Below are 23,132 nucleotides of genomic sequence, written 5' to 3' on the forward strand. Positions count from 1 at the left end.
CGGTGCTGACCCACCGACGCCCGCCCCCGACGCCCGCCCCGGAATCCGAGGGCGGGCGTCGGCGTTCCGCCGTCATGGAACCCCACGCCGCGGCCGAGCCGGCCGTCTCCCCGTCGCAGGCACCCGTGACCGAGCTCCGCCTCGCCGTCACCGTCGAGGACTGGGCCGCCGCCGTCGCCTTCTACCGGGACACCCTCGGTCTGCCGCAGCTCGCGGACTTCTCGTCCGCCGACGGGCGCGTGGTCCTGCTCGACGCCGGGCGCGCCACCCTGGAGCTGTTCGACGCCGACCAGGCGGCGCTCGTCGACGACCTGGAGGTCGGTCGCCGCGTCGCACCCGCGATCCGGGTCGCGCTGCGCGTGCCCGACGCCGACGCCGCCGCCCGGCGCCTGGCGGAGGCGGGGGCCGACGTCGTCGCCGAACCGACGGCGACGCCGTGGGGCTCCCGGAACGCGCGCCTGGACGGGCCCGGCCTGCACCTGACGGTGTTCTCCGGCGGCGAGTGAGCCCCTACTCCCCCACGCCGACGACGACGGGCTCCCGCCTGGGCTCGTCCTGACGTTCCGCGGGCCGGGCAGGGTGCAGCAGGGCGACGAGCCCGACCCCGGCGGCCGCGCCGACGAGCTGCGCCGCGACGAACCCCGGGACGTCCGCCGGGGCGATCCCCGCGAAGGTGTCGCTCACGGCACGGGCCACGGTGACCGCGGGGTTCGCGAAGGACGTCGAGGACGTGAACCAGACGGCCGCGCCGATCCACGCCGCGACGGCGGGGGCCGCCAGGTGGGTGCGACCCGTCCGGACCAGCGTCAGGACCAGGACGACGAGGCCGGCCGTCGCGACGACCTCGCCGAGGAGCTGCCCGCTGCCCCCGCGGGCGGTCCGGGCGAGCGTCGTCGGCACCTCGAACATGAGGTTGGCGAGCACGGCGCCGCCGAGGCCGCCGACCGTCTGCGCCGCGACGAACGCACCCGCGACGCCGAGGCTCGGGCCGCCGTCGGCGCGACGGGACGTCCACCAGTCGGCGAGGGTGACGACCGGGTTGAGGTGCGCTCCGGAGACGGGCGCCAGCACCACCACGAGCACGCCGAGGGCGAGCACCGTCGCCCCGGTGTTCGCCAGGAGCTGCAGGCCGACGTCGTCCGGCGAGAGGCGCTCGGCCATGATCCCGGAACCGACGACGGCCGCCACGAGCGTGCCGGTCCCGACGAGCTCCGCGGCGAGCCGGCGCCCGAGCGGCTGGGTCACGCGACCGGCTCGACGCCGAGCTCGCGCAGCAGGGCCTCGACGCGGCGACGGATCTCGTCCCGGATCGGCCGGACGGCATCGACCCCCTGGCCGGCCGGGTCGTCGAGCTGCCAGTCCTCGTACCGCTTGCCGGGGAAGATCGGGCACGCGTCGCCGCAGCCCATGGTGATGACGGCGTCGGACGCCTGCACGGCGTCGGTGGTGAGGACCTTCGGCTGCTCGGCGCGCATGTCGATGCCCACCTCGAGCATCGCCTCGACAGCCGCCGGGTTGATCTGGTCGGCCGGCGCGGAGCCGGCCGAGCGCACCTCGACCGACCCGCCGGACAGGTGCCGCGTCCACGCGGCGGCCATCTGCGAGCGTCCGGCGTTGTGCACACAGACGTACAGGACGCTCGGACGGGGGTCGCTCGGGCGGTCGGTCGTCTCGCTCATGGGGTCTCCTCAGGGGTGCGGGCGGCCGGGGTCAACCGCGGGGCCAGGTCGGCAGCGCGGCGCTCGATCTGGGCGAGGGCGGCCTCGAAGGCCGCGTCGTCGCCCCGGCGCACCGGGTCGGGCACCGACCAGTGCCCGACGGCGATGCCCGGGGTCTCCTCGTGCGCGCGGTCGCACACCGTGACGACGTAGTCGCCGTCGGCGAGCACGTCGTCCAGGGCGCGCGGGATGCCCAGAGGGGGCAGGTGGTGCCGGCGGGCCGCGCGGACCGCTCCGGGGGCGACCTGGTCGGCGGGGTGCGTGCCGGCCGAGGCGGCCGGGAGGCGGCTGTGACGCTGCCAGACGGCGGCCGCGAGCTGGGACCGCGCGGAGTTGGCGGTGCAGACGAAGACGACGCGGGCGGGCGTCGGGCGGGGCGTTCCGCCCGGGAGGCCGATGCCGTCCAGCGCGCCCGGGACGAGCGAGAGGTAGGTCCGGCGTCGGTCGCCCTCGGACCTGGTGCGGGCGACCACGCCGTGCTCCACGAGCACGCCGACGTGGTGCGCGAGCAGGTTGGACGACAGCCCGAGGGCGGCCCCCACCTCGGACGGCGCCGCGTCGGACCACGCGAGGAGGTCGACGATCGCGAGCCGCGCCGGGTCCGCGAGGACGCCGTGCAGCGTCGCGCGCTCCCGCGCCCGCTCAATCCAGTCAGTGTCCATTGAGTCAATGGTCACTGAGCGACCGGCCGATGTCAACGATCGGCGTCTGGCCCGAGGCTGCGGCCGGCCGTTCGATCAGCGCCCGATGAGCGCCGCCGCGGCGACCTGCCGCTCGGCCTCCACGGCATCCAGGTACGTGCGGGCGACCGGCTCGAGCGTCGCCTCGTCGAGGTCGTAGCGCAGCGGGACGCCGTTGGGGATCTCCAGGGCGGCGATGGCCTCGTCGGAGATGTGGTCGATGTACTTCAGCAGCGCGCGGATCGAGTTGCCGTGCGCCGCGACGAGGACCACGCGCCCGCTGCGCAGGTCCGGCACGATCGCGTCGGTCCAGTACGGTAGCGCCCGCACGACGACGTCGCGCAGCGCCTCGCCGTGCCCCTCCGGCTCGTCCGCGGGCCGGGCGGAGGGGACGCCGTCCGGCGCCGCGCCGCCGTCGGGCGCGCGCTCCCCCGACGGCTCCTCGGGCGGCGGCGCGACGCCGTACGACCGGCGCCACGCCATGAACGCCTCGTCGCCGTACTGCTCGCGCACCCGGCGCTTGTCCTTGCCCTGCAGCGCGCCGTAGTGGCGCTCGTTCAGCCGCCAGCTCCGCGCGACAGGGATCCAGTGCCGGTCGCACGCGTCGAGGGCGAGGTTCGCCGTCGTGATCGCCCGCCGGCGCAGCGAGGTGTGCACGAGGTCCGGCAGGAGCCCGGCGTCGCGCAGCAGCTCGCCCGCGCGCACCGCCTGCGCGAGCCCGAGCTCGGTGAGCGGCACGTCCTGCCAGCCCGTGAACACGCCCTCGGCGTTGCCCAGGCTCTGCCCGTGCCGCAGCAGCACCAGCGTCAGCGTCACGCGACCTCCTCGTGGGCGGGGCCGGGTACGCGACGGCCCGTCGCCCAGTGCTGGACGACGGGCCGGCGCGGACGGCTACTTGCCCTGGTTGGCGACGGCCTTGATCGCCTCGGCAGCAGCGGCCGGGTCGAGGTAGAGGCCACCCTTGGTGATGGGCTTGAGGTTCTCGTCGAGCTCGTACTTCAGCGGGATGCCGGTCGGGATGTTCAGGCCGGCGATCGACTCGTCGTCGATGTCGTCGAGGTACTTCACGATGGCGCGCAGCGAGTTGCCGTGCGCCGCGACGAGCACCGTCCTGCCGGCCTGCAGGTCCGGGACGATGTCCGAGTGCCAGTAGGGCAGGGCGCGCTCGAGCACGTCCTTGAGGCACTCGTTGAGCACGGGCTCGATGTCCGCGTAGCGCGGGTCGGCGTCCTGGCTGAACTCCGAGCCCAGCTCGATGGCGGGCGGCGGGACGTCGTAGGAGCGGCGCCACAGCATGAACTGCTCGTCGCCGTACTCGTCGCGGATCTGCTTCTTGTCCTTGCCCTGGAGCGCACCGTAGTGACGCTCGTTGAGCCGCCAGCTGCGCTTGACGGGGATCCAGTGCCGGTCGGCCGAGTCGAGGGCGAGGTTCGCGGTGGTGATCGCGCGGCGCAGGAGCGACGTGTGGACGACGTCGGGCAGCACGCCCTCGCCCTTCATCAGCTCGCCGCCGCGGGCGGCCTCCGCCAGGCCCTTCTCGGACAGCGGGACGTCGACCCAACCGGTGAAGAGGTTCTTGGCGTTCCAGTCGCTCTCGCCGTGGCGGAGCAGCACGAGGGTGTAGGTCATGGGGTCAATCCTGCCGCAGCAGCCAGGTCCGTGCGTCAGGACCTCGGGCCCCTGAGACGCCCGGACCCCACCCCACCCCCACCCTCGGTGTGGAGCGTTTCCGACCGACACGCCCGCGTGTCGCGTCGGCAACGCTCCACTCGCGTCGCGAACGCGCCACTCGACGCGCGAACGCTCCACTCGGGCGGTGTCGTCAGGCGGTGTCGTCAGGCGGTGTCGTCGGGCGGTGTCGTCAGGCGGCGACGCGAGCCGCGCGCTCGCGGGCGCGCCGGTAGACCGTGAGCATCGCCTGCGCGGCCGCGTCCCAGCCGCGGCGCCCGGTGCGACGGACCCCACCGGCGCCGAGGGCCGCGCGTCGGGCCGGGTCGGCGAGCAGGTCACCGATCGCCCGGGCCCAGGCCGCGGGCTCGTGCCCGGGCACGAGGACGCCGGAGACGCCGTCGTGCACCACGGACCGCAGCCCGCCGACGTCGGCCGCCACCACGGGCGTGCCGCACGCCTGCGCCTCGGCCGCGACGAGGCCGAACGACTCGCTGCGCGAGGGCACGGCCACGACGTCGGCGGCGCGGTACCAGCGGGCGAGGGTGGCCGGGTCGACCGGCCGCCGGATCTCCACCAGGTCCGCCACGCCCAGCGACCGGGCGAGCCCCGCCAGCTCCGTCACGTGCCGGGCGTCGCCGCTCGGCCCGCCCAGGACGACGACGCGCGGCGGCCGGCGGAGCGCACGATCGGCGCCGACCTGCTCCACGAGCGCGGCCAGCGCACGGACCAGGACGTCCGGGGCCTTCAGCGGCTGGACCCGCCCGGCGAAGAGCACGAGCAGCTCGTCCGGGTCCAGGCCCAGCGCACGGCGCGCGCGGGCCTGCGCCGCGGCCAGGTGGCGCGCGTCCGGGTGCGCGTCGTCGGCGCCGGCGTCGGGGTGGAAGACCGCACGGTCGACGCCCGGGGCCACGACGTGGACGGCACCGGGGTCGGCGCCGTAGCGGCGCACGAGGTCGTCGGCCTCGGCCTCGGTGTTCGCGACGAGGGCGTGCGCGGCCCCGACCACGGTCTCCTCGCCCCGGATCCGGGCGCACGGCTCGGGCGCGTCACCGGGGGCCAGCGCGGCGTTCTTGACCTTCGCGAGCGTGTGCATGGTGTGCACGAGGGGCGCCGCCCACAGCGGCGACGCCACGCTCGCGGCCAGCCCGGACAGCCAGTAGTGCGAGTGCACGACGTCGTACGGCGCGCGGCGCACCCAGCCGTCGTCGCCCATCAGGTTCGCGGTGAACTCGCCGACCCGCTGCGGCAGCTCGGCCTTGGCCAGGTCGCGCGCCGGGCCCGCGTGCACGTGCCGCACCGAGACGCCGTCGGCCAGCGGCACGACGCACGGGGCGTCCGGGCGGGTCGCCCGCGTGAAGATGTCGACGGTCGCCCCGGCGTCCGCCAGCGCGCGCGCCAGCGACGTCAGGTACACGTTCATCCCGCCCGCGTCGCCGGTACCCGGCTGGTCGAGCGGGGACGTGTGCACCGACAGCATCGCCACGCGGGGGCCGGACATCGAGCGGTCTCCGATCAGTTGAGGACACAACTATTATCGGGCGTCCGGAAGGGCTGCGCGTCCCACGACCACGCAGGTCGGCGCTGGTACGGGGGCGATCCGCTCAGGTTCACCCGCTGACACGCCCCCGGGCCCGCCCGCGGCCCCGCTCGCAGCGCCGTCCCCCGGGCCCACCCGCACCACCGCGACGGCGTCGGACCGCTGCCCCGCCACGACCAGCCCGACGGTCGACGGCGCGCCCGTCGCGCCGTCGCCCGCGATCGACTCCCCCGTAGCCCCGCCGAGCAGCGCGAAGTGCCGAGGCCACACGGCGCCCAGACCGCCGACCGGGACCGCACCCAGGTGCTCGAGGCGCGCGCCGCCGTCGGCGATCCGCCAGACGCCGACCGCGTCCGGGCCGCGCACGCTCGCCAGGACCAGGCCGCCGTGCCGCACGACGTGCGCCGCCAGCGCCTCGCCGCCGCCGGCCGCGAGGTCGCGCACGACGTCGACCGGCCGCAGCTCCGCGCCGTCCCAGGTCAGGACGTGCACCGTCGCGTCGAGCTCGCCGGTGACGTACAGGTGGTCGCCCGGTCCCCAGGCGGCGTGCCGCGGCCCGGTCCCCGGGGGCAGGCGCAGCGCGACGCCGTCGGCGTCCAGCAGGCCGTCCGCGCGCACCCGGTAGCGGCGGATCTCGTCGGTCCCGAGGTCGAGGGCGAGGAGGACGGCGCCGTCGGCGGTCAGCACGGTCGAGTGCACGTGCGGTGCCTCCTGGCGACCCGCGACCGGCCCGCGCCCGGAGTGCTCGAAGACCTGCGCGACGCCGCCCGCGATGCCCGCCGCCCCTTCGGCGTCGGGCCGCAGCGGCACGACGCCGACCGAGCCGCTCGCGTAGTTGGCGACGTAGAGCGCGTGCCCGCCCGGGTGCAGCAGGAGGTGGCACGGCCCGGACCCGCCCGACGAGACCCGCTCGGCCTGGGTGAGCCGCCCGTCCCGCCCGACGGCGAACCGGGTCACCGCCCCCGGGGCGGTCTCCCCCGCCGCGAAGAGCGAGCGCCCGTCGGGCGTGAGGGCGAGGAACGACGGCGCGGGCGTGCGGGCCCGGAGCACCGGCGCACCGACCCGGCCCGACGCGGGGTCGAGGTCGGCCGACCAGATGCCCGCGGCGGCGCCGTCGGGGTGGTCCTCGGGTGCGGTGCCCAGCCACAGCCGGACGGTGTCGGGCGCCATCGGGGCAGCCTACGGCCGCCGCCCGCACCCGGCAGTCCGGGTCCGGACACGGCTGTGCCCCCGGGACGAACCCGGGGGCACAGCGGGCACAGCATGCGCGGAACGCTCCGCGCGGAGGTGTCAGCGGACGAGGGCGCCCGACCGACGCTTGTTCACCAGGTCGAACGCGACCGCGGCGAGGAGGACCAGGCCCTTGATGACCTGCTGCCACGCCGGGTCGGTGCCGATGATCGACAGACCCATGTTCAGCACGCCCATGATGAGCGCACCGACGATGACGCCGGACACGCGGCCGATGCCGCCGTACACCGACGTACCACCGATGAAGCAGGAGGCGATGGCGTCGAGCTCGTAGCCCTGGCCCGCCAGAGCGCTCGCCGCGCCGGCCTTCGACGTCGTCACGATGCCCGCGATCGCCGCGAGCATGCCCATGTTCACGAAGATCATGAAGTTCATGCGCTTGGTGTTGACGCCGGACAGGATCGCGGCCTGCAGGTTGCCACCCATCGCGTACACGTTGCGACCGAAGACGGTCTTCTGCGTGATGAACGAGTAGGTGACGACCAGCGCGCCGATGATGATCAGCACGATCGGGGTACCGCCGCGGCTGCCCGCGAGCACGAAGGTGAAGTAGCCGATGAGCAGCGAGAACAGCACGAGCTTGATGAGCAGGCCGCTGACCGGCTCGACGTGGAGCTCGTGCTTGCGGAGCGTGCGACGGGCGCGGAGCTGGCTGAGGATCAGAGCGGCGACGACGACGGCACCGAGCACGATGGTCACGGTGTCGCGACTACCGCCGAGCCAGCCCAGGAAGTTCGCGATCGACTTGTTCGAGATCGCCACGAACTCCTGCGGGAAGCTCGCGATCGTCTTGCCACCGAGGATGAGGATGGCCAGGCCGCGGAACGCGAGCCAGCCCGCCAGTGTGACGATGAACGCCGGGACCCCGACGTAGGCGACCCAGAAGCCCTGCCAGGCACCGACGAGCATGCCGATGACGATGGCGCCGACGATCGCCAGCCACCACGGCCACGACTGCTCGCGCATGAGCACTGCGACGAAGGCCCCGACGAAGCCCACCACCGAACCGGCGGACAGGTCGATGTGACCGGCGATGATCACGATGATCATTCCCAGGGCCAGGATCATCACGTAGGCGTTCTGCTGGATCAGGCTCGCCACGTTGTTGGGCAGCAGCAGCTTGCCGTCGGTGAGGATCTGGAACAGCACCACGATGACGCCCAGGGCGCCGACGATGCCGTACTGGCGGAGGTTCCCGCCGAGCGTGTCCTTGAGGGTGGTCACCGGGTCACTTCCTTGTCGTCACTAACCATGGTCATGTAGCGCATGAGGTTCTCCTGGGTGGCCTGCTCGCGCGGCACCTCGCCGGTGACCCGGCCCTCGCTGATCGCGTAGATCCGGTCGCACATCCCGAGGAGCTCGGGCAGCTCGGACGAGATCATGATGATCGCCTTGCCCGCCGCAGCGAGGCTGTTGATGATCGTGTAGATCTCGTACTTGGCACCCACGTCGATGCCGCGGGTCGGCTCGTCGAGGATGAGCACGTCGGCATCCGTGAAGATCCACTTGCTCAGCACGACCTTCTGCTGGTTGCCACCCGAGAGGTTCCCGGTGAGCACGTCCACGCTGGGCGCCTTGATGTTCATGTCGGAGCGGAACTTGCTCGCGACGTTGGACTCGGCGCCGGCGTCGACGACGCCGTACTTGGACACCTTGCGCAGCGACGCCGCGGCGATGTTGCGCTTGATGTCGGTGAGCAGGTTCAGCCCGTACCGCTTGCGGTCCTCGGTGGCGTAGGCGATGCCGCTGTCGATGGCGGCCCCGACCGTGTGCGTGGACACCTCCTGGCCGTCCTTGAAGACCTTCCCGGAGATGTTCGTGCCGTAGGTGCGGCCGAAGATGCTCATCGCGAGCTCGGTGCGCCCGGCGCCCATGAGGCCCGCGAGGCCGACGACCTCACCACGCCGCACGTACAGCGACGCGTTGTCGACGACCCTGCGCTCCTGCTGGATCGGGTGGTGCACCGTCCAGTCCTCGATCCGCAGCACCTCAGTGCCGATGTTCGGCGTGCGCTCCGGGAACCGGTGGTCCATCGACCGGCCGACCATCGCGCGGATGAGGTCCTCCTCGGTGACCGTCTCGACCCTCATGTCGAAGGTCTTGATCGTCTGGCCGTCCCGGATGACCGTCGTCCGGTCGGCGACGCGGAGGATCTCGTTGAGCTTGTGGCTGATGATGATCGAGGTGATGCCGCGCTCGCGCAGCGACTGGATGAGCGTCAGGAGCTTCGCGCTGTCCTCGTCGTTCAGAGCCGCCGTCGGCTCGTCGAGGATCAGCAGCTTGACCCGCTTGGCCATGGCCTTGGCGATCTCGACGAGCTGCTGCTTACCGACGCCGATGTCGTAGATCTTGGTGTCCGGCGACTCGCTGAGGCCGACCTCGGCGAGAAGCTTCGCCGCGTCGGAGTTCGTCTTGTTCCAGTCGATGACGCCGCGGGTGGAGCGCTCGTTGCCGAGGAAGATGTTCTCCGCGATCGACAGGTAGGGGCTCAGCGCGAGCTCCTGGTGGATGATCACGATGCCGTGGTGCTCGCTGTCGCGGATACCCCGGAACTGCACCGGCGTGCCCTCGAAGACGATCTCGCCCTCGTAGGTGCCGTGCGGGTAGACCCCCGACAGCACCTTCATGAGGGTGGACTTGCCTGCCCCGTTCTCGCCGCAGATGGCGTGGATCTCGCCCGGCCGCACGTCGAGGGACACGTCCTTCAGGGCCATGACGCCGGGGAACGTCTTGGTGATGGAACGCATCTCGAGGATGGTCTCCGCGACAGCGGTGGCCGCACCTTCGGGCGTGCTGGGCTGAATGCTCTCGGACATGACTCGCTCGCGTTCTCTCGTCTAGGACGGGGCTATCAGGCCGCGGTCCGCCGACCTGCCCGGTGGCGCGAGCCACCGGGCAGGTCGGCGATTGCCGTACCTGCAGGACCTGTCAGAGACCGAGGTCCTCGGCCGAGTAGAACTCGGAGTCGACGAGCGCGGACTGGACGGTGTCCTTCGTGACGACCATCGGGTCCTCGAGGTACGTCGGGACGACCTTGACCCCGTTGTCGTACGTCTCGTTGTCGTTCGTCTCCGGCTCGCCACCGGCGACGATCTCGTCGATCATCGTGGCCGCACGCTGGGCGAGGACGCGGGTGTCCTTCCACACGGTCATCGACTGCTTGTCGGCGAGGATGTTGATGACGTTCGCCTGGTCGGCGTCCTGGCCGGTGAGGACCGGGTAGTCAGCGCCGGGGACGATGCCGGCGGTCTCGAGAGCCTGCGCGATGCCCAGGGCCAGCGAGTCGTTCGGCGAGAGGACGGCGTCGAGCGGGGTGCCGTCGTTGTAGAAGGAGTTGAGACGGTTGGTCATCTCGTCCTGAGCACCCTCGGTCTTCCAACCGGTGATGCCGATGGACTGCCACTCGTCGTTCGTGGCCGGGTTCTTGCCCGACGGGGTGACCAGCTGGCCCGACTCGAAGTACGGGTTCAGGACGTCCCACGCACCGGCGAAGAAGAACTTCGCGTTGTTGTCGTCCGGCGAGCCGGCGAAGGGCTCGAGGTTGAACGGGCCCTCGCCATCGGCGAGACCAAGGGCCTCCTCGATGAACTTGCCCTGCATCTGGCCGACCATGTAGTTGTCGAACGTCGCGTAGTAGTCGACGTCCGGCGTCTCGTTGATGAGACGGTCGTAGGCGATGACCGTGATGTCCTGGGCCTTGGCCTCGGACAGGATCGGCGCGAGCGCGGTGCCGTCGATGGCGGCGATCACCAGGATGTCGACCGGCGCGTTCACCATGTTCTGGATCTGCGAGATCTGCTGGTCGACCTCGTCGTCAGCGAACTGCAGGTCCGTCTGGTAGCCGGCGTCCTGGAGCAGGCCCTCGAGCTGAGCGCCGTCCTTGTTCCAGCGCTCGAGGCTACGGGTCGGCATGGAGATGCCGACGAGGACGTCCTCAGCAGCGGCACCCTCGTCGCCACCGTCGGTGGTGGTGTCGGTGCCGGTGTCGGTGTCGTCGTCGCGCTCGGAGGAGCACGCTGCGACGCCCGAGAGGAGGATCGCTGCGCTGGCGAGCGCCGCGACCGTCTTGAACTTGCGCAATGACATCTTCGTCACCCTTCGTCGAGCCGCCGTCCGGCTGCTCCGGACGCGTACGGCCTTCCGCCAGAACCCCTCGGGGCTGGGGCGGTGCGCCGTCGAACGCCGCCACTGCCAGCCGTCGGGTGTGTTGACCCGGGGACGGTATTGCGGCCTCCGGGGGCCATCAAGACGGATCGGCCAGAATCGAGGTAACGATGTCATCACAAGTTGAAGACAACGCCTGAACGGATGCATGGGAGCGTGTGTCAGAGGACGAAGGTCCCGCCGCCCTGAGACGGGAGGCCCCGCGTCGGCGGGCGCCGGAAGGCCCACCCGAGGGGCGGCCGAGCCCGACGGCGACGGCCGCGAGCCGAGCTCGCGGCGGGCGCCGCGGAGAAGAACGACGCCGGCACCCACGGTGCCCGGGTCCGAGCGAAGGCCGGGCGCGAAGGTGCCGGCGTCGGAAGCAACGAACGCTCGGCTGAGATTTGTTGCTGCGCTGAACATATCCGGCCGCCGGGCCGCCCGTCCAGCGATGCGCGGGTGATCCGGGCCGCCGACGTCAGGCGGGCACCCAGGCGGCGGGCTCCTCCACGAGCGCCTGCAGCACCTCGAGCGCACCGCCCGTCATGGCCGGGTACTTGCCCGCCCGGGCCACGCTGACGTCGACGGCGGCCCACGGCGCCGTGATCACCCGCCGCTCGAGCTGGGCCAGCACGGGAGCACGCAGGTACGGCGCGAGGTCCGCGTAGATGCCGCCGAGCACGACGTGCTCGAGGTCGACGGCGTGCACCACGTTCGCCAGGGCCACGCCCAGGGCCGCGCCCGCGCGCTCGAGCGCCGCGACGACGCGCGGCTCGCCCCGCTCGGCCGCGGCGACGACGTCGGCGACGGGGCACTCGCGGGGCAGCCCCGAGGCGGCCACGATCGCGTCCTGGCCGGCGTACGACTCGAGCGTGCCGCCCTCGTCGAACGCCCCGGCCGTGGCGAGCGCGGTGTGCCCGATCTCGCCGCTCCAGCCGTGCCGACCGCCGAAGATCCGCCCGTCCAGGACCAGGGCGGCGCCGATGCCGACCTCGCCGGAGACGTAGACGAAGCTGCTCGGCTCGCCGCGGCGCACGCGGGCCTCGGCCCGCGCCGCCAGGTTCGCCTCGTTCGCCAGCCGCGGCGGCATGCCCGCGAGGACCGGGTGGGCCGACATCAGGGCGACGACGTCGACGTCGCGCCAGCCGAGGTTAGGGGCCAGGCGCAGCGGCCCGGTCACGGAGTCGACGAGGCCGGGCAGCGCGAGCGCCGTGCCGACGATGACCACGCCGTCGGCGGACAGGACCGCGAGCACCGAGCCCGCGAGCGCGGCCAGCCGACCGAGCACCGCCTCCGGGTCGCTCCCCCGGAAGTCGCCCATCTCCACCCGCTGCTGCAGCACGCGGCCGCCGACGTCGACGGCGCGCACGCCGAGGTAGTCGACGTTCACCTCCATGCCGACGGCGGCGACGGTGCCCTGCGCGGGTGCGAGCGGGACCGCCGGGCGCCCGGCCCGCTGGGCGGCGACGGGCTCGAGCTCGGCCACGAGGCGCGCGGCGAGCAGCCGGTCGACGAGCGCCGAGACGGTCGCGCGGGTCAGACCCGTAGCGGCCGCGATGTCGGCGCGGGACACTGGCGTCGGGGCGTCCAGCACGTGGCGCAGCGTCAGCGCGAGGTTGTGGTGGCGCAACGTCTCCTGACGCGCTGCGCGCCCTCCGCTGGACGCGCCCTTGGACCCCGGCATGCCTTGACCCTACAGGTCTTCGGGGCATAAGTTTAGTGGGTCAACAAATATCTCCGTGGCCGACCGCTCCCAAGGAGGCCACGCGGAGGCCGGCGAGCGACCGGCCCACGGTTCTCGACGAGGAGACGTCAGATGGTTCGCAAGCCCACCCCCGAGGACAAGTTCTCGTTCGGTCTCTGGACCGTCGGCTGGTCCGCCCGTGACCAGTTCGGCGAGGCCACCCGCCCCGACCTCGACCCGGTCGTGTCCGTCCACAAGCTCGCCGAGCTCGGCGCCTCGTTCGTGACCTTCCACGACGACGACGTCGTCCCCTTCGGCTCCAGCGCCACCGAGCGCGACGCCATCCTCGCCCGCTTCAAGGACGCGCTGGCCGAGACCGGCATCAAGGTGGAGATGGTCACCACCAACACCTTCACCCACCCGATGTTCAAGGACGGCGCGTTCACCTCGAACGACCGCACCGTGCGCCGCTACGCGCTGCGCAAGATCCTCCGCAACGTCGACCTGGCGGCCGAGCTCGACGCCAAGACGTTCGTCATGTGGGGCGGCCGCGAGGGCGCCGAGTACGACGCCTCGAAGGACCTGTACGCCGCGCACGCCCGGTACGCCGAGGGCATCGACACCGTCGCCGGCTACATCAAGTCCAAGGGCTACGACCTCAAGATCGCCCTCGAGCCGAAGCCGAACGAGCCCCGGGGCGACATCCTCCTCCCGACGATCGGCCACGCGCTCGCCCTCATCGACCGCCTCGAGAACAGCGACATCGTGGGTCTGAACCCCGAGGTCGGCCACGAGCAGATGGCGGGCCTGAACTACACGACCGGCCTGGCGCAGGCGCTGTGGTGCGAGAAGCTCTTCCACATCGACCTCAACGGCCAGCGCTCGATCAAGTACGACCAGGACCTCGTCTTCGGCCACGGCGACCTGTTCTCCGCCTTCGCCACCGTCGACCTGCTCGAGAACGGCTTCCCGAGCGGCGGCCCGAAGTACACCGGCCCGGTCCACTTCGACTACAAGCCGTCGCGCACCGAGGGTGTCGAGGGCGTGTGGGAGTCGGCCGCGGCCAACATGGCGACCTACATCCTCCTCAAGGAGCGGGCGCTGGCCTTCCGCGCCGACCCCGAGGTCCAGGAGGTCCTGGCGGCCGCCGGCGTCTTCGACCTGGCCAAGCCGACGCTGGACGAGGGCGAGTCGCTCGAGTCCTTCCTGGCCAACCCGGCCGCGTACGAGGACGTGGACGTCGACGCGCTCGGCGCCCGCGAGTACCACTTCGTGCGCCTGAACCAGCTGGCCCTCGAGCACGCCATCGGCGCCCGCTGACCCCGTCCTGACGATCCCGGCCCCGGCGGCACCCGCCGCCGGGGCCGGGTTCTCGTTGGCCCGTAGACAAGGAGCTCTCATGACGCTCGTGGCAGGGGTGGACTCCTCCACCCAGTCGTGCAAGGTCGTGATCCGGGACGCCGAGACGGGCGCGCTCGTGCGCACCGGCCGCGCGACCCACCCCGACGGCACCTCGGTGGACCCCCGGCACTGGTGGGACGCCCTCCAGACCGCGCTCGCCGCGGCGGGCGGCCTGGACGACGTCGCCGCGGTCGCCGTCGGCGGCCAGCAGCACGGCATGGTCGCGCTCGACGCGGACGGCAACGTCGTGCGCGACGCGCTCCTGTGGAACGACACCCGCTCGGCCGACGCCGCCGTGGACCTCATCCGCGAGCTCGGTGACGGCGACCTCGCGGCGGGTGGAGCGGCCTGGGCGCAGGCCATCGGCTCGGTGCCGGTCGCCTCGCTCACCGTGACCAAGCTGCGCTGGCTGCGCGACAACGAGCCCGAGAACGCGGCGCGGGTCGCGGCGGTCTGCCTGCCGCACGACTGGCTGACCTGGCGGCTCGCGGGCTACGGCCCCGGCAACGCGGACTTCTCGGCGCTGACCACCGACCGCTCCGACGTGTCCGGCACCGGCTACTGGTCGCCGTTCACCGAGGACTACCGGCTCGACCTGCTCGAGCGGGCGCTCGGCCACGTGCCGGCGCTGCCGCGCGTCGTCGGGCCGGCCGAGGTGGCCGCCGTCGTCGAGCGGCCGCAGGGCCGGCTCCTCGTCGGCGCAGGCGCGGGCGACAACGCGGGCGCCGCGCTCGCGCTCGCGATGCGCCCCGGCGACGTGGCGATCTCCATCGGCACGTCCGGCGTGGTCTCGGCGGTCTCGGCCGCCCCGACGGCCGACGGCAGCGGCATGGTCACCGGCTTCGCCGACGCGAGCGGCTCGTACCTTCCGCTCGCCTGCACGCTCAACGCCTCCCGCGTGCTCGACGCGGCCTGCCGGATCCTCGGGGTGGACCACCCCGGCCTGTCCGCGCTCGCCCTGTCCGCACCGGTCGGCGCCGATGGCCTGGTGCTCGTCCCCTACCTCGAGGGCGAGCGCACGCCGAACAAGCCCGACGCGACCGGCGCCCTGCACGGCCTGCGCCTGGCCAACACCACGCCCGCGCACGTCGCGCGCGCGTTCGTCGAGGGCATGCTCTGCGCCCTCGCCGACGGCCTGGACGCCATGACCGTCCTGGGCGTGCCCGTCGAGCGCATCCAGCTCATCGGCGGCGGCGCGCAGTCGGAGGCCGTCCGGCGCATCGCCCCGGCCGTGTTCGGCATGGACGTCGTCGTGCCGGCCCCGGGCGAGTACGTGGCCGACGGCGCCGCGCGCCAGGCCGCGTGGGTCCTGTCGGCCGCCACGGGCGGCTCGACCGAGCCCCCGACCTGGTCGGCTGCCGGCGTCGACGCCGAGGTCTACTCCGCCGAGCCCGCACCGTCGGTCCGGGCGCAGTACGCGGCGGCGCGCGAGCTGACTGTCGACAGGCGCTGAGCACGGCACGCCGTCAGCACGGCACGCGCTGACCGGCGGCAGGCAGCACGACGAGGAAGCCCCCGGGGACGGATCCCCGGGGGCTTCCTCGCGCACCGGCCCGCCTTTGACCCGGCCCCGCGTCTCAAGCGGACCGGCCATTCCTCCGATGACACTCCCGGCGGGGTGCTCGGCCCGCCGGGATGTGGGGGGACATGACGCCGTCGACCGGTCGCACGATCGGGATCGCGCTCGCCGCGGCCCTCGCGGTGACCACGATCGCCACGACGCTCCGCGACGGGCGACCGACGACGGCCGTCGAGGCGGCCTCCCCCGTCGTGGTGAGACCCGACGCGGTCGCCGCCGGCGACCCCCGCGAGGCAGGCTCAGCGGCCCGGCCTGCCGACGGGTGGGGAACCGGTGCCGTCCTGGCACTCGACGCCGCCCGCCCGGCCACCCCCGCCGCGGTCGCGCTGGCCGAGACGGTCCCGCTGCCCGCCACCCCGGACGTCCCCGCGGCCTCGCCGGTCGTGGACCCGTCGGTCGTCGAGTCGCCGGTCGTCGACCCGTCGAGCCCGACGCCGGACGAGCCCGCGACCGAGACGACCGCGCCGCTCGACGCGCCGGCAGCAGCCCTCGAGCGGTCGGCGACGACGGGCGTCCCCGCGGGCACCGTGCTCACCCCCATGACCGGCGGCACCGTGACGACGTCGGGCACCATCGCGAACCGCGTGATCACCGGCGACGTGGTCTTCACCGGCTCGAACCTGACGGTGCGGAACGTGCGGGTGACCGGTCACGCGGTGTTCCGCGGCGACGACGTCGTCATCGAGGACTCCGAGTTCGGCTCCTGGGCGCTGTCCGGCACGGAGCGCGTGCGGGCCGCCCGGATCGACGTCTTCGGCGACCCCGCCAACGACGGCCTGCACGTGACGGCCGACGCCGGCCCGGTGCGCGACGTCGTCGTGACGGACTCGTGGATCCACAACCCGCTGATCGCCAACGGCTCCCACTACGACGGCATCCAGGTGCGCGGCGTCGACGGCCTGACGATCCGGAACGTGCTCATCGACCTCGGCGGCTACGCCACCGGCCAGAACGCCGCGCTGTTCCTCGAGAACGCGAACGGCGGGAACCGGAACGTCGTGGTGCAGGGGTCGTGGCTGCTGGGCGGCGGGTACACGATCGCGTCGTACGCGACCGACGTGCGGATCACCGACACCGTCGTCCGGGCGGGCCGCTGGGGCTACCTCAACCCGACCTCGTGGCCGCTCGCCGCCTTCACCGGCAACACCACCGACGGGGCCGCCGGACTCAACGGGCTCGGCTACGACGGCACCGTGGTCACGGTGACCGGGCCGAGCATCGTCGAGTGCTGGCCGCTGCCCGACGCCGCAGCGCTCCTCGGGTCGTCCCCGCCGGCGCTCGCGGAGGCGCCCGTGGACGCGCCTGTGGACGCGCCCGTGGACGGCGCAGCCCCGGACGGGGCCTGAGCGCGGGAACGACGAAGGGCCCCGGGGTCTCCCCCGGGGCCCTTCTCAGCTCGGCTGCCGTCGTCCTGTGCGCCACCCCCGCGCGCCGCCGACGGCCAGGCCTCAGCGTGCGTCGAAGGCGGCCTTCACCTCGGCAGGGATGCGGCCGCGCTCGCTGACGGTGTAGCCGTTGGCGCGGGCCCACTCGCGGATCTCGGTGTTCTTGCCACCGGCCGACCGCGGCGTGCCGCCGCGCCGGGCAGAGCCGCCGCGCGAGCGCCCACCCACCCGACGGCCGTGGCCGACCCACGGCGCGAAAGCGTCCCGCAGGGCCGCAGCATTCGTGGCGTTGAGGTCGATCTCGTACGCAACTCCGTCGAGCGAGAACGTCACCGTCTCGTCGGCGTCGCCGCCGTCGACGTCGTCGACCAGAACGACCTGGACCTTCTGTGCCATCGCTGCCTTCTTCCGATCGGGGGGGAATGACGCGTCACATTGCGTCAGTCGCACGCTACCGCACGGATGGCCTAACGGTCGCGTCGGCCGCTGACCTATTCCGTGCGCTTTTCGGAAGCCTCGGCCTCCATCGCGGCAATTGACGCACGCTCCCGCCGGTCGGCACGCACGATGGCGCGCATCGCGAACCAGAAGAGCAGACCCACCCCGATGGACGGGACGAGGGCCGCCAGGGCGTCGGTGAGCGAAGGCACCCGACCATGGTACGTCCGCCGCTCAGCGGCCCGGGCGCACCAGGGGGAACAGGATGGTCTCGCGGATGCCGAGGCCGGTGAGCGCCATGAGCAGGCGGTCGATGCCCATCCCCATTCCCCCGGAGGGCGGCATCGCGTGCTCCATCGCGGCAAGGAAATCCTCATCCAGGCGCATCGCCTCGTCGTCGCCGACGGCCGCCATCCGCGCCTGCTGCTCGAATCGCTCGCGCTGCACGACCGGGTCGACCAGCTCGGAATAGGCCGTCGCGAGCTCGAATCCGCGCACGTAGAGGTCCCACTTCTCGACGACGCCGGGAACGCTCCTATGGTCACGTGTCAACGGGCTCGTCTCGACCGGGAAGTCGCGCACGAACGTGGGTGCGTGCAGTGTCCGGCCGACGTGGTGCTCCCACAGCTCTTCGACGAGCTTGCCGTGGTTCTGCCGCTTCGGGTCCACCTCGATGTCGAACCGCGCCACCAGCGCGAGCAGGTGCTCGACGCTCGTCGCCGGCGTGATCTCCTCCCCGAGCGCGGCCGACAGCGACGGGTACAGCTCGAGGGTCGCCCACGCCCCGCCGAGCTCGTACTCCTCGCCGTCGGGCAGGGTGACCAGGGTGGTGCCCAGCGCCTCCTGCGCGGCGGTCTGCACGAGGTCCTGGGTGAGGGCGGCCATGGTGTCGTAGTCGCCGTAGGCCTCGTACGCCTCGAGCATCGCGAACTCCGGCGAGTGCGACCAGTCGGCGCCCTCGTTGCGGAAGTTGCGGTTGATCTCGAAGACCCGCTCCACGCCGCCGACCACGGCGCGCTTGAGGAACAGCTCCGGGGCGATCCGCAGGTACAGCTCGATGTCGAACGCGTTCATGTGCGTGACGAACGGCCGGGCCGCCGCGCCGCCGTGCTGCGTCTGCAGCATGGGCGTCTCGACCTCGACGTAGTCGCGCCGGTGGAAGTTCTCGCGCAGCGAGCGCATGACGGCGGCGCGCAGCCGCACCGTGTCGCGCGCGACCGGCCGCACGATCAGGTCGACGTAGCGCTGGCGGACCCGCGCCTCCTCCGACAGGGGCTTGTGCAGCACGGGCAGCGGGCGCAGCGCCTTGGCCGCGAGCGCCCAGTCGTCCGCGAAGACGCTCAGCTCGCCGCGCCGGGAGCTGATGACGCGCCCGTGGGCGAACAGGTGGTCGCCCAGGTCGACGTCGGCCTTGAAGGCGTCGAGCGACTCCTCCCCGACCACCGCCTGGCTCAGCATCACCTGGAGGCGGTGCCCCTCGCCGTCCTGCACCGTGGCGAAGCAGAGCTTGCCGGTGTTGCGCAGGAAGACCACGCGCCCGGCCACGCCGACGACGACGTCGGTCTCCTCCCCCGCGGCGAGCTCGCCGTGGGCGTCGCGCACCTGCGCGATGGTGTGGGTCGTCGGGACGCCGACGGGATAGGGGGCCCGCCCCTCGGCGAGCATCCGGTCGCGCTTGGCCCGGCGCACGCGCATCTGCTCGGGGACGTCGTCCGTCTCGTGCTCGTGCCCGACCGGATCGGGCTCGCGCGGCCCGCTGGCGCTGCTGCTCACCGGGGAATCGTAGTGGCCGGACCGTCGAGGTCGAGGGCGACGTCCAGCTGGGGGGAGGAGTGCGTGAGGGCGCCGACGGACAGGTAGTCCACGCCGGTCGCCGCGACCTCGTGCGCGGAGGCGAGGGTCAGGCCGCCCGTGGCCTCGAGCTCGACGCGGCCGGTCTGCGGCTCGCGCGCCCGCACGGCGGCGACCACCTCGGCGAGGACGGCCGGCGGCATGTTGTCCAGCAGGAGGAACCGGGCCCCGGCGTCGAGCGCGGTCATCACCTGCTCGAGCGTGTCGGCCTCGACCTGGACCACGACGTCCGGGAAGGCCTGCCGGACCGCGGCGATCGCCTCGGCGACCCCGCCCGCGGCGACGACGTGGTTGTCCTTGACCATGGCGACGTCGTACAGGCCCATCCGCTTGTTCGTACCGCCGCCGCAGCGCACCGCGTACTTGTCGAGCGCGCGCAGGCCGGGCGTGGTCTTGCGGGTGTCGAGCACCATCGCGCCGGTGCCCGCCAGGGCGTCGGCCCAGCGGCGGGTGTGCGTCGCCACGCCCGAGGCGTGCGAGACCAGGTTGAGGAGCGTCCGCTCGGCCGTCAGCAGCGTGCGGACGGGACCGTGCAGGACGGCGAGCACGTCCCCCGCGCCCACGCGCGCGCCCTCGGGAACGGTGAGCTCGACGCGGACGGTCGGGAGCCCGGTCCGCCGGCTCACCTCGTCCAGCACGGGGGCGACGACGACCAGGCCCGCCACGACGCCGTCGGCCCGGGCGACCAGGCGCGCGGTGCCCGTCAGGGACGACGGCACGGTCGCCTCGGTCGTGACGTCCCGGCCGGGGTCACCGCCGAGGTCCTCGTCGAGCGCGCCGGCGACGGTCGCGCGAAGCCACCCGGGGTCGAGGTCCACGGGGCGACCCTAGTCCCCATCATACCCCCTGGGGTATCATGGTGCTTCCCGGCGAGAGGACCACCATGACCGCGACACGCACGCAGGTGCCGCAGCGAGGACCTGCGGCCCGCGAGGCCGCCGACCGGAGCATGACACGATGACCCCGGACGTGAGCCCGCAGGCGCTCCCGGACGCGACCCCGGACGTCGCGCCGGGCGCCGGAGCCGAGGGAGGACGCGGCATGCAGCTGGACCCGGAGGAGATGACCTCGGTCATCAACCGCCTGCGTCGCGCGCAGGGCCAGATCGGTGGCGTCATCAAGATGCTCGAGTCCGGCGCGGACTGCGCCGACGTCGTGACCCAGGTCTCCGCAGCCTCGAAGGCGCTCGACCGTGCGGGATTCTCGATCATCTCCACCGGCCTCGAGCGCTGCCTCACGCAGGGCGAGGAGGCCGCGGGCATCGACCGCGCCAAGCTGCAGAAGCTCTTCCTCTCGCTCGCCTGACGCGCGCGATGGATGCGGGCGACGCCCGGAGCGCGGCCCGCGAGTGGGACGCCCGGTACGCTCACGGGCCCGTGTGGACCCGTGAGCCGAACGTCTGGGTGCGCGACGCCGTCGCGCACCTGACACCCGGGCGCGCGCTCGACGTCGCCGCGGGCGACGGCCGGCACGCGCTGTGGCTGGCGTCGCTGGGCTGGTCGGTGACCGCCCTCGACATCTCGCTCGAGGGCGTGCGCCAGGGCGCCGCGCTCGCCCGGGCGCAGCAGCGGGACCAGCGCCAGGGCGCCCGACGCGCGGGGGAGGTGGCCTGGGTGGTCGCCGACGCCCGGACCCCCGCGGTCGCACCGGGCTCCGCCGACCTCGTCCTCGTCGCGTACCTGCACCTGCCCGCCGACGACCTCGCCGAGGCGCTCGGCCGCGCGGGCGACGCGGTCGCCCCGGGCGGGCGCGCCGTCGTCGTCGGGCACGACGTGCGCAACCCGGCCGAGGGCACGGGCGGGCCGCAGGACGTCGCGGTGCTCACCTCCCCCTCGCTCGTCGCCGGGGTCCTGACCGATCATGGGCTGCAGGTCGAGCGCGCCGAGGTGGCGGCCCGTCCCGTGCCCGACGCCGCCCGGCCGGCGCTCGACACGGTGGTCGTCGCCGTCCGACCGGCGGGACCCCGGTCCCGCACGGAATAGATACCCCCCGGGGTATCTTGGAGGGAGTGGGGCGGCGTGCCGCCGCCCGTGCACCGTCCACACACGTGAGGAAGTGACCATGCGCATCGTCGTCGTCGGAGGCGTCGCCGGAGGGATGAGCGCGGCCGCCCGCGCCCGCCGCCTGGCCGAGGACGCCGAGATCGTCGTGCTCGAGCGCGGCGAGTTCGTGTCCTTCGCCAACTGCGGGCTGCCGTACCACGTCAGCGACGAGATCCCTCGGCGCGACTCCCTGCTCGTGCAGACGCCCGAGTCGCTGCGCGCCGCGTTGAACCTCGACGTGCGCACCGGGCACGAGGTCGTCGCCATCGACCGCGACGCGCGCACCGTGACCGCGGTGCACACGACGCCCGCAGGCGTGCAGGAGACCGTCCTGCCCTACGACGCCCTCGTCCTGGCGCCGGGCGCCGCGACCGTCCGCCCGCCGATCGCGGGCCTCGACCTGCCGCAGGTCCACACGATGCGGACCGTGCCCGACGCCGACGGCCTGCGCGCCGTGCTGGCCGACGGCGCCCGCTCGGCCGTGGTGCTCGGCGCCGGCTTCATCGGCCTCGAGGTCGCCGAGGCGCTGCGCACCCGCGGCCTGGAGGTGGACCTCGTCGACCTCGCGCCGCACGTGCTACCCCCGCTCGACGACGAGCTCGCCTCGCTCCTGGACGCCGAGCTGCGCGCCCACGGCGTGCGCACCCACGTCGGCGTCGCCGCCGAGGCGATCCACGCGACCGGACCCGTCGCCGCCGAGGGCGAGAGCACCGAGCCGGAGGGCGCCGACCGCCCGGCCGCCGTCGAGGTGCGCCTCTCCGACGGGACCGCCCTGAGCGCCGACCTCGTCGTGCTCTCCGTCGGCGTGCGGCCTGACAGCCACCTCGCGGCGAGCATCGGGCTCGAGCTCGCGGCCGGCGGCGCCATCGTCGTGGACGGCCAGCAGCGCACCTCCGACCCGCACATCTGGGCCGTCGGCGACGCGACCGCCGTCCGCAACGCCGTGACCGGCGCCGTCGGGCCCGTGCCGCTCGCCGGGCCGGCCAACCGCCAGGGCCGCCGGGCCGCCGACGCGATCCTCGGCCGCGTCACGCCCGAGCGCGAGGCGCGGGGCGTGCTGGGCACCGCCGTCGTGCGCGTGTTCGGCCTGACCGCCGCCATGACCGGGGCGAGCCAGCGCGCCCTGCAGCAGGCCGGCATCGCGCACCACGTGGTGCACGTGCACCCCGGCCACCACGCGGGCTACTTCCCCGGCGCCGAGCAGCTGCACCTGACGATGTCGTTCGCGCCCGACGGGCGTCTGCTCGGCGCGCAGGCCGTCGGCCGCGCGGGCGCCGACAAGCGCATCGACGTCCTGGCCACGGCGCTGGCCGCGGGCATGACCGTCGACGACGTCGCGGAGCTCGAGCTCGCCTACGCCCCGCCCTACGGCTCGGCCAAGGACCCGGTGAACATGGCCGGCTTCGTCGCGCAGAACGTGCTCGACGGCACCCTGGCGCTCTGGTACCCCGCCGACCTGGAGAAGGTCCTCGACAGCGCGCTCGTCCTCGACGTGCGCTCGCGGGGCGAGTTCGCGTCCGGCCACCTGCCCGGCGCGCTCAACGTCCCGCACACCGAGCTGCGCGACCGCCTCGACGAGGTCCGCGCCGCCGCCGACGGCCGTCCGGTGCGCGTGCACTGCGCGAGCGGGTTCCGCTCCTACCTGGCCCACCGCGTCCTGGTGCAGGCCGGGATGGACTCGGCGAACCTCTCGGGCGGCATGCTCACGCTGCGGGCCGCGCGCCCGGACCTGGAGCTGGTCCGCGCCTGACG

22 protein-coding genes are annotated in these 23,132 nt (G+C 73.6%); 7 read left to right on the forward strand and 15 right to left on the reverse strand.

The window, feature by feature from the left end; all coding sequences use genetic code 11:
* Positions 1–74: 74 nt before the first annotated feature.
* Complete coding sequence (locus AFE02nite_RS08680) at positions 75–506, forward strand: VOC family protein (RefSeq protein WP_052113707.1); 432 nt, start codon at positions 75–77, stop codon at positions 504–506.
* 4 nt (positions 507–510) lie between these two features.
* Here AFE02nite_RS08680 and AFE02nite_RS08685 read toward each other — a convergent pair whose 3' ends face one another.
* From AFE02nite_RS08685 to AFE02nite_RS08735, 11 genes are all read right to left on the reverse strand, one after another.
* A complete protein-coding gene (locus tag AFE02nite_RS08685) occupies positions 511–1,245 on the reverse strand; it encodes an aquaporin (RefSeq protein ID WP_034246447.1) in 735 nt (244 codons plus the stop codon).
* Positions 1,242–1,679 (reverse strand): arsenate reductase ArsC, encoded by a 438-nt coding sequence (locus AFE02nite_RS08690; RefSeq protein ID WP_034246445.1) that lies wholly within the window; start codon positions 1,677–1,679, stop codon positions 1,242–1,244. Before AFE02nite_RS08690 ends, AFE02nite_RS08685 begins: the two co-directional genes overlap by 4 nt.
* Positions 1,676–2,380 (reverse strand): arsenate reductase/protein-tyrosine-phosphatase family protein, encoded by a 705-nt coding sequence (locus tag AFE02nite_RS08695; protein ID WP_034246444.1) that lies wholly within the window; start codon positions 2,378–2,380, stop codon positions 1,676–1,678. The genes AFE02nite_RS08690 and AFE02nite_RS08695 overlap by 4 nt, the downstream gene beginning before the upstream one ends.
* 75 nt (positions 2,381–2,455) lie before the next feature.
* A complete protein-coding gene (locus AFE02nite_RS08700; RefSeq protein WP_034246441.1) occupies positions 2,456–3,214 on the reverse strand; it encodes a 2,3-bisphosphoglycerate-dependent phosphoglycerate mutase in 759 nt (252 codons plus the stop codon).
* Positions 3,215–3,289: 75 nt separating this feature from the next.
* Complete coding sequence (locus AFE02nite_RS08705) at positions 3,290–4,027, reverse strand: phosphoglyceromutase (RefSeq protein ID WP_034246437.1); 738 nt, start codon at positions 4,025–4,027, stop codon at positions 3,290–3,292.
* Positions 4,028–4,259: 232 nt separating this feature from the next.
* A complete protein-coding gene (gene mshA / locus AFE02nite_RS08710; protein ID WP_146819448.1) occupies positions 4,260–5,567 on the reverse strand; it encodes a D-inositol-3-phosphate glycosyltransferase in 1,308 nt (435 codons plus the stop codon).
* Between the two features lie 33 nt (positions 5,568–5,600).
* On the reverse strand, positions 5,601–6,776 hold the full coding sequence (locus tag AFE02nite_RS08715) for a lactonase family protein (RefSeq protein WP_146819449.1): 1,176 nt from the start codon (positions 6,774–6,776) through the stop codon (positions 5,601–5,603).
* 120 nt (positions 6,777–6,896) lie between these two features.
* On the reverse strand, positions 6,897–8,081 hold the full coding sequence (gene mmsB / locus AFE02nite_RS08720) for a multiple monosaccharide ABC transporter permease (RefSeq protein WP_034246124.1): 1,185 nt from the start codon (positions 8,079–8,081) through the stop codon (positions 6,897–6,899).
* On the reverse strand, positions 8,078–9,673 hold the full coding sequence (gene mmsA / locus AFE02nite_RS08725; RefSeq protein ID WP_052113674.1) for a multiple monosaccharide ABC transporter ATP-binding protein: 1,596 nt from the start codon (positions 9,671–9,673) through the stop codon (positions 8,078–8,080). The genes mmsB and mmsA overlap by 4 nt, the downstream gene beginning before the upstream one ends.
* A 112-nt stretch (positions 9,674–9,785) precedes the next feature.
* On the reverse strand, positions 9,786–10,943 hold the full coding sequence (locus AFE02nite_RS08730; RefSeq protein WP_034246135.1) for a substrate-binding domain-containing protein: 1,158 nt from the start codon (positions 10,941–10,943) through the stop codon (positions 9,786–9,788).
* Positions 10,944–11,478: 535 nt separating this feature from the next.
* The gene (locus tag AFE02nite_RS08735; protein ID WP_034246121.1) at positions 11,479–12,684 is read right to left on the reverse strand and encodes an ROK family transcriptional regulator; all 1,206 of its coding nucleotides are present in this window, start codon (positions 12,682–12,684) and stop codon (positions 11,479–11,481) included.
* Positions 12,685–12,816: 132 nt separating this feature from the next.
* Between AFE02nite_RS08735 and xylA the strand changes: the two genes are divergently transcribed.
* From xylA to AFE02nite_RS17375, 3 genes are all read left to right on the forward strand, one after another.
* On the forward strand, positions 12,817–14,004 hold the full coding sequence (xylA, locus tag AFE02nite_RS08740) for a xylose isomerase (RefSeq protein WP_034246118.1): 1,188 nt from the start codon (positions 12,817–12,819) through the stop codon (positions 14,002–14,004).
* A 79-nt stretch (positions 14,005–14,083) separates the two neighbouring features.
* Positions 14,084–15,538: a xylulokinase gene (locus tag AFE02nite_RS08745; RefSeq protein ID WP_034246115.1), complete on the forward strand. Its 1,455-nt coding sequence runs from the start codon at positions 14,084–14,086 to the stop codon at positions 15,536–15,538.
* A 194-nt stretch (positions 15,539–15,732) separates the two neighbouring features.
* A complete protein-coding gene (locus AFE02nite_RS17375; RefSeq protein ID WP_186814507.1) occupies positions 15,733–17,010 on the forward strand; it encodes a right-handed parallel beta-helix repeat-containing protein in 1,278 nt (425 codons plus the stop codon).
* 102 nt (positions 17,011–17,112) lie between these two features.
* On the opposite strand, the gene AFE02nite_RS08760 is transcribed toward AFE02nite_RS17375, so the two are convergent.
* The 4 genes from AFE02nite_RS08760 to nadC all read right to left on the reverse strand — a co-directional run bounded on the left by AFE02nite_RS08760 (position 17,113) and on the right by nadC (position 20,156).
* Positions 17,113–17,445 carry a histone-like nucleoid-structuring protein Lsr2 gene (locus AFE02nite_RS08760; protein ID WP_034246112.1) on the reverse strand — a complete coding sequence of 111 codons (333 nt, stop codon included), beginning with the start codon at positions 17,443–17,445 and terminating at the stop codon, positions 17,113–17,115.
* 95 nt (positions 17,446–17,540) lie between these two features.
* Positions 17,541–17,699 (reverse strand): hypothetical protein, encoded by a 159-nt coding sequence (locus AFE02nite_RS17380; RefSeq protein ID WP_186814508.1) that lies wholly within the window; start codon positions 17,697–17,699, stop codon positions 17,541–17,543.
* A 22-nt stretch (positions 17,700–17,721) separates the two neighbouring features.
* Positions 17,722–19,182 (reverse strand): lysine--tRNA ligase, encoded by a 1,461-nt coding sequence (gene lysS, locus AFE02nite_RS08765; protein WP_146819492.1) that lies wholly within the window; start codon positions 19,180–19,182, stop codon positions 17,722–17,724.
* A gap of 74 nt (positions 19,183–19,256) precedes the next feature.
* The gene (gene nadC / locus AFE02nite_RS08770; protein WP_034246106.1) at positions 19,257–20,156 is read right to left on the reverse strand and encodes a carboxylating nicotinate-nucleotide diphosphorylase; all 900 of its coding nucleotides are present in this window, start codon (positions 20,154–20,156) and stop codon (positions 19,257–19,259) included.
* Positions 20,157–20,379: 223 nt separating this feature from the next.
* On the opposite strand from nadC, the gene AFE02nite_RS08775 reads away from it, so the two are divergent.
* The 3 genes from AFE02nite_RS08775 (at position 20,380) to AFE02nite_RS08785 (ending at position 23,130) form a co-directional block, all read left to right on the forward strand.
* Positions 20,380–20,643: a metal-sensitive transcriptional regulator gene (locus tag AFE02nite_RS08775; RefSeq protein ID WP_034246130.1), complete on the forward strand. Its 264-nt coding sequence runs from the start codon at positions 20,380–20,382 to the stop codon at positions 20,641–20,643.
* Positions 20,644–20,714: 71 nt separating this feature from the next.
* Positions 20,715–21,320: a class I SAM-dependent methyltransferase gene (locus AFE02nite_RS08780; RefSeq protein WP_222594362.1), complete on the forward strand. Its 606-nt coding sequence runs from the start codon at positions 20,715–20,717 to the stop codon at positions 21,318–21,320.
* 79 nt (positions 21,321–21,399) lie between these two features.
* Positions 21,400–23,130 (forward strand): FAD-dependent oxidoreductase, encoded by a 1,731-nt coding sequence (locus AFE02nite_RS08785; RefSeq protein WP_146819453.1) that lies wholly within the window; start codon positions 21,400–21,402, stop codon positions 23,128–23,130.
* The last annotated feature ends 2 nt before the right edge of the window (positions 23,131–23,132 follow it).

Source organism: Actinotalea fermentans (genome assembly GCF_007991475.1).
Classification (GTDB): Bacteria; Actinomycetota; Actinomycetes; order Actinomycetales; family Cellulomonadaceae; genus Actinotalea; species Actinotalea fermentans.